The organism is Phenylobacterium sp., assembly GCF_044236515.1.
Lineage (GTDB): Bacteria > Pseudomonadota > Alphaproteobacteria > Caulobacterales > Caulobacteraceae > Phenylobacterium.
On sequence record NZ_JBIIGK010000183.1, the window covers coordinates 1 to 5,181 of the forward strand.

Sequence of the window (5,181 nt, forward strand, 5' to 3'; positions counted from 1 at the left end):
TCGTCCTTGCTGAGCCGCGCCTCCAGATAGAGCGCGATCAGCGCCTCCTGGGCCTTGCGGCGCAGGGTCTGGCGGCTGGTCAGGAAGGCGTTCTTGGCCAGTTGCTGGGTGATCGTCGAGCCGCCCTGGCGGATGCCGCCCTCTTCGACATTGGTCCGCACCGCCCGTCCGATGCTGCGCAGGTCGAGGCCGATATGGCTGTAGAACCGCCGGTCCTCGATGGCGACGAAAGCCCCGGTCACATGCTTCGGCAGCTTGCCCGCCTCGACCGGCGCCTCCTTGTAGGACCCGCGGCGTGCGAACGGCTTCCCGTCTGCCGTGACCAGCACCAGCGTCGGGCTCTCCAGCGGCTCCAGCGCCCGTCCCAGGGGCAAGGCCCAGCTCAGCCAGACGGCGAACGCCAGCACCGCGACGAGGGCGCCCAGCAGGACGTGGACCGGGCGTGGGCGACGAGGCGTGAGCGGCTCGGCGGGCGGAAGATTCGGATCGACCAAGCTTGGAAGTCTCGCCGGGGATTCGTCGCGGGGGTCGTACGGTGCGGCGTTCGGCGGGGGAAGTCCATGCGCAGCGGGACGCTTCCACCGCTTCGCCACACGGTGCTATGCAGGACGCAAAGCAATGGGGGATTAGGGGCATGGCCGAGGCCGCCGTAGGCGCGGGCGAGACGCCGCATAAGGAAACGTCGCTGACCACCGTGGTCGCCGCCTCGTCCGCCGGCACGGCATTCGAGTGGTACGACTTCTTCGTCTTCGGCAGCCTGATCCAGGTCATCTCGCGGACCTTCTTCTCCGGCCTGCCGGAAACCGCCGGCTACATTGCCGCCCTGGCCTTGTTCGGCGCTGGGTTCCTGTTCCGGCCGCTCGGCGCCCTGGTGTTCGGCCGTATCGGCGACAAGGCGGGCCGCAAGGGCGCCTTCCTGATCACCGTCGCCCTGATGGGCGGCGCGACCTTCGCCATCGGCTTGCTGCCGACCTACGCTCAGGCGGGGATCGTCGGCCCCGCCCTGCTGGTCCTGATGCGCGTCGTCCAGGGCTTCGCGCTCGGTGGCGAGTACGGCGGCGCGGCGGTCTATGTCGCCGAGCACGCGCCGCCCAACGCCCGCGGCCGCTCGACCAGCTGGGTGCAGACCTCGGCGGCGCTCGGCCTGATCGGCGCCCTGACCGTCATCCTGCTGACCCGTCTGGCGGTCGGCGCCCTCTATGGGCCGGAGGCGTTCGACGCCTGGGGCTGGCGCATCCCGTTCCTGATCTCGGCCGGCCTGCTGGCCATCTCGATCTGGATGCGGCTCAAGCTCTCCGAGAGCCCGTCGTTCGCCAAGATGAAGGCTGAGGGCCAGGCCTCGAAAGCCCCGTTCAGGGAAGCCTTCGGCCACTGGCCGAACTTGAAGATCGTGCTGATCGCCCTGGTGGCCATCATGTTCGCCCAGGGCGCCGTCTGGTACACCGCCTTCTTCTACGTGCAGACCTTCATGGAGCGCTTCCTGAAGGCCCCGCCGGAGACGGTGAACATGCTGATGCTGTTCGCCACCCTGGCCAGCGCGCCGCTCTACGTCTTCTTCGGCTGGCTGTCCGACAAGCTCGGCCGCAAGCCGGTGATGCTGTTCGGCATGGTGCTGATGCTGGCGGCCTATTTCCCGACCTTCCACCTGCTGTCGCGCACGCTCAACCCGGCGATGGCCGAGGCGACCGAGCGCACGCCCGTGGTCGTCGTGGCCGACCCCGCCGACTGCTCCCTGCAATTCGATCCGGTGGGCAAGGCGCAGTTCACCAGCTCCTGCGACATCGCCAAGAGCACCCTCGCCAACGCCGGCGTCTCCTACGCCACCGAGGACGGCCCGGCCGGCCAACCCGCGCAGATCCGGATCGGCGAGCGGGTCGTCGCTTCGGGCGACGTCGGCGGCCTCGCGCCGCCCGCCGCCAAGGCCGCCAAGGCCGGTGTCGAAGCCCGCATCAAGGCGGCCCTGACCGAGGCCGGCTATCCGTCCGGCGCGACGCCGGAGCGGATGAATCTCGTCGCCGCGTTCGGCGCCCTGATGATCCTGGTGGTGGCGGCGACCGCCCTCTACGGGCCGATCGCGGCCTGCCTGGTCGAGCTGTTTCCGACCCGCATCCGCTACACCGGCCTGTCGCTGCCCTATCACATCGGAACCGGCTGGGTCGGCGGCTTCGTGCCGTTCACCGCCTTCGCCATCGTCACCGCCAGCGGCGATATCTATTCAGGGCTCTGGTACCCGTTCGCCTTCACGGCGGTGTCGGCCCTTGCCTGCCTGTTCCTGCTGCCGGAGACCCGCGGTCGCCCGCTCGACTGACGTCTCAGTCCTCGACGACCGGCAGCACCTCGATCGTCACGCTGGCCGCGGCGAGGTCTTCCGCCGGCAGGTGGCCGAGATGCAGCCGCAGCACCCGCATGCCCGCCTCGACCATCTCGTGCAGCCGCTCCGGCGACAGCGCCTCCGGGGCCATGCGCTCGGCGTCGCGGCGCGCCAGGGCGACGACGTTCGGGTCGACCCCGGCGTCGCAGACCAGCACGTCGGCGGCGGCCAGCGCGCGGCTGGCCTTCAGGGTCAGGTGATCGGCGGGACCGCGGCCGTCCAGGACCTGCACGACGCCGAGGCTCGGGCCGTCCTCGGCCAGCGCCTCGCGCAGCCGGCGTGTCGCCGTCTCCATGTCGCCGGACAGCGCCGCCTGAGCCGCCGGCCCCGTCAGGGCCGCGCGCAGGAAGGCCCGGCGCCGGTGCGCCTCGGGCAGGGCGTTGCGGACCTCGTCCTGCAGGGTGCGGAATAGGGCGGCGACGCGGCCGGCGCCTTCCGGCACCCGCGTCTCCAGGTCATGCCGCAGCAGCGTCGCCAGCATCGGCGAGGCCCCCGCCGTGCCGACCGCCGCCACCACCTCGCCGCGGTCGACCACCGCCGGCGTGGTGAAGTCGCAAAGCTCCAGCCGGTCGACGACGTTGACCGGCACCCGCGCCTTGCGCGCGGCATCGGACGCGGCGCGGGCGAACCCGTCGTCGGCCGAGGCGATGAAGGCCAGGGCCGCGCCCTCGTAGGCGGTCGGCGAGAGCGCGTCGGCGCCGCTGACGCGGCGCACCTGGGCGGGCGAGCCTTCGAACAGTCGCGCCTTGGCCTCCGCCGCCTCCCCCTCTCCGGCGATCACCACGGTGCGGCCGGCCAACGGGAAGAAGGCGGGAAAGGCGTCCATGCGGACTTGGCCCTACTTCAGGGTTTTCAGGTGGGCGATGATCGCCGTGCGGTCCTCGGGCTTGGCGACCGAGATCATCATCCGGGTGCCCGGCGCGAACTTGGCCGGCCCGGCGAGGAAGGTGTTGAGGTTGGCGTCGGTCCAGACGCCGGCCTTCTTCTTCAGCCCGTCGGAGTACTTGAAGCCCGGCTTGCTGGCGATCTTGGCGCCGGCGACGCCCTTCAGCGGCGGGGCGATCGTGCCGCCGCCATGGCAGGCCTTGCAACGCATGTTGAACAGCTGCGCGCCGTCGGGCGCGGCCAGGGCCGGCGTGGCGATGAGGCTGAGAGCGGCGACCGCGGAAATCGAACGAAGCAAGTGGCTCTCCCTGAGATCCGCGCCCCCGAGTGCTCCGGGCGGCGCATTGCTATCCTAACTCGCCCGGGACGCAAATCGCCCCCGCCGAGCCGCTCCCTTATGTCGGGTCGCAGATGAACTCCGCCTGACCGTCGGACGCGGCCAGCTGTCAGCTTCCGGCCAGGTCGCCCGGGCGGTCGACATCGAACAGCACCCCGTCGTCGGCCGCCTCGACCAGGGCCAGGCGCGGGCCGAGCCCGTCCAGCACCCGCCGGGCCCCGGCGTCGCCGACCAGGCCGAGCAGCTCCGGAAACAGCGCCGCCGACAACAGGGCCGGATGCCCGCGCTGGCCCTCGAACACGGGGGCCGCCGCCGCCGCCCCCGCGCGCACCGCCGCGGCCAGGGGGGCCAGCACCTCCCGCGGGACGCGCGGCATGTCGCCGAGAAAGACGAACGCCCCGGCGCAGTCGGCCGGCAGGCTGGCGATCCCCATCCGCAGGGAATGGGCCATGCCGTCGGCGTAATCGGCGGCGTGGACCATCCGCAGCCGCTCGTGCTGGCCGACCCGGTCGGCGAACCGGATCGCCGCGGCGACGACCGCTTCCTCGTCGGCGCCGGTCACCACCGTGACGCTGCGGGCCGGAGCGGCCAGGGCGGCGGCCAGCGCCCCGTCGAGCAGCACGCCGGCCATGTACGGGGCCAGCAGCTTGCCGCCGCCGAACCGGCTGGCGGCGCCGGCCGCCAGCACCACCGCCTCGAACGGCGGCGTCGGCCCGGCCTCTGTGGCGTCTGCCCCTGTCGTCACCGGCTCATCCCCTCTATGTTACGGGCGCATGACGCACCACGCGCCCATCCCGCCGCAAGGGCTTCCGTCGCTGGTCGACGCCTTTGGCCGGACCGTGACCTATCTGCGCGTGTCGGTGACCGACCGCTGCGACCTGCGCTGCGTCTATTGCATGGCCGAGCACATGACCTTCCTGCCGAAGGCGGAGGTGCTGACACTCGAGGAGCTCGACCGCATCGCCTCGGCCTTTGTCGGCCTCGGCGTACGCAAGCTGCGTCTGACCGGCGGCGAGCCGCTGGTCCGCAAGGGCGTGATGGACCTCGTCCGCAGCCTCGGCCGGCATCTGGCGAGCGGCGCCCTCGACGAGCTGACCCTGACGACCAACGGCACTCAGCTGGAGAAATTCGCCGGCGAATTGGCGCAGGCCGGCGTCCGGCGGATCAACGTCTCGCTGGACACGCTCAAGCCGGCCCTCTTCCGCCGCCTGACCCGCGGCGGCGACGTGGCCCGGGTGATCGCCGGCATCGACGCCGCCCAGGCCGCCGGGCTGAGGGTCAAGATCAACGCCGTGGCGCTCAAGGACGACAACGCCGGCGAACTCGCCGACCTGATCGCCTGGGCTCACGCCCGCGGCTGCGACATGACCCTGATCGAGACCATGCCCCTCGGCGAGGTCGAGGCCGATCGCACGGACCAGTATCTCTCGCTCCGGACCGTCCGCGCCGAGCTCGAAAGCTTCTGGGCGCTGCGCGACATCCCGCTGCAGACCGGCGGCCCGGCCCGCTACGTCGAGGTCGCCGAGACCGGCGGCCGGCTCGGCTTCATCACCCCGCTGAGCCACAATTTCTGCGAGGCCTGCAACCG

The 5,181-nt window shown here is 71.8% G+C and carries 6 protein-coding genes; 2 read left to right on the forward strand and 4 right to left on the reverse strand.

The genetic code is table 11. The features are described 5' to 3' along the window. Positions 1-494, reverse strand: a 494-nt coding sequence (locus ACILRF_RS14295) for a transglycosylase domain-containing protein (RefSeq protein WP_395674033.1), incomplete at its 3' end; no start/stop codon positions are given. 140 nt (positions 495-634) lie between these two features. On the opposite strand from ACILRF_RS14295, the gene ACILRF_RS14300 reads away from it, so the two are divergent. Then, the gene (locus tag ACILRF_RS14300; protein ID WP_395674035.1) at positions 635-2,308 is read left to right on the forward strand and encodes an MFS transporter; all 1,674 of its coding nucleotides are present in this window, start codon (positions 635-637) and stop codon (positions 2,306-2,308) included. Between the two features lie 4 nt (positions 2,309-2,312). Here the strand turns inward: ACILRF_RS14300 and ACILRF_RS14305 are convergent, their stop codons facing one another. From ACILRF_RS14305 to ACILRF_RS14315, 3 genes are all read right to left on the reverse strand, one after another. Further along, the gene (locus ACILRF_RS14305) at positions 2,313-3,197 is read right to left on the reverse strand and encodes an NAD(P)-dependent oxidoreductase (protein WP_395674037.1); all 885 of its coding nucleotides are present in this window, start codon (positions 3,195-3,197) and stop codon (positions 2,313-2,315) included. Between the two features lie 12 nt (positions 3,198-3,209). Beyond that, entirely contained in the window at positions 3,210-3,554 is a 345-nt protein-coding gene (locus ACILRF_RS14310) for a c-type cytochrome (RefSeq protein ID WP_395674039.1), read from the reverse strand. Between the two features lie 148 nt (positions 3,555-3,702). Next, positions 3,703-4,338 (reverse strand): NTP transferase domain-containing protein, encoded by a 636-nt coding sequence (locus ACILRF_RS14315; protein ID WP_395674041.1) that lies wholly within the window; start codon positions 4,336-4,338, stop codon positions 3,703-3,705. Positions 4,339-4,366: 28 nt separating this feature from the next. Here ACILRF_RS14315 and moaA point away from each other — a divergent pair. Next, positions 4,367-5,181: GTP 3',8-cyclase MoaA (gene moaA / locus ACILRF_RS14320; RefSeq protein WP_395674043.1), on the forward strand; the 815-nt coding region annotated here is incomplete at its 3' end.

Excerpts from the sequence above, each read along its gene's own strand:
- ACILRF_RS14305 (WP_395674037.1), bottom strand. The coding sequence starts at position 3,197 with ATGGACGCCTTTCCCGCCTTCTTCCCGTTGGCCGGCCGCACCGTGGTG.
- ACILRF_RS14300 (WP_395674035.1), top strand. The coding sequence starts at position 635 with ATGGCCGAGGCCGCCGTAGGCGCGGGCGAGACGCCGCATAAGGAAACG.